This window comes from Corynebacterium sp. HMSC075D04, assembly GCF_001815635.1.
In the GTDB taxonomy this organism is placed as follows: domain Bacteria; phylum Actinomycetota; class Actinomycetes; order Mycobacteriales; family Mycobacteriaceae; genus Corynebacterium; species Corynebacterium coyleae.
In genome coordinates this window covers 1-214 of sequence record NZ_KV821334.1, presented here as the reverse complement: position 1 = coordinate 214, position 214 = coordinate 1, and the positions used below count along the sequence as shown (strand labels likewise).

1 pseudogene is annotated in these 214 nt (G+C 51.4%); it reads right to left on the bottom strand.

The annotated features are described in order from the left end of the window. Window position 1: 1 nt before the first annotated feature. Window positions 2-214: pseudogene (locus HMPREF3048_RS04830) on the bottom strand (IS256 family transposase); the annotation flags it as partial.

Genomic DNA, 214 nt, shown 5'->3' with positions numbered 1-214 from the left:
GTTAGATGTGGCCTTTTTGGATGCCGATTGAGTGTGTGTACTCGGTATCGATACCGTTGTCGTAGAGGGCTGGTCGTCCTGTTTCATAGTCGGCTTGGTTCTCGTTTCGGGTCAGGGTTGTAACTTTGGCGAGTTGGTTCTGGCCCCAGTTGGACTGTCTGGCGATTTCTATTGGATCGCCAGGCAGTTCCGTTTTCAGATACAGCCACCAATC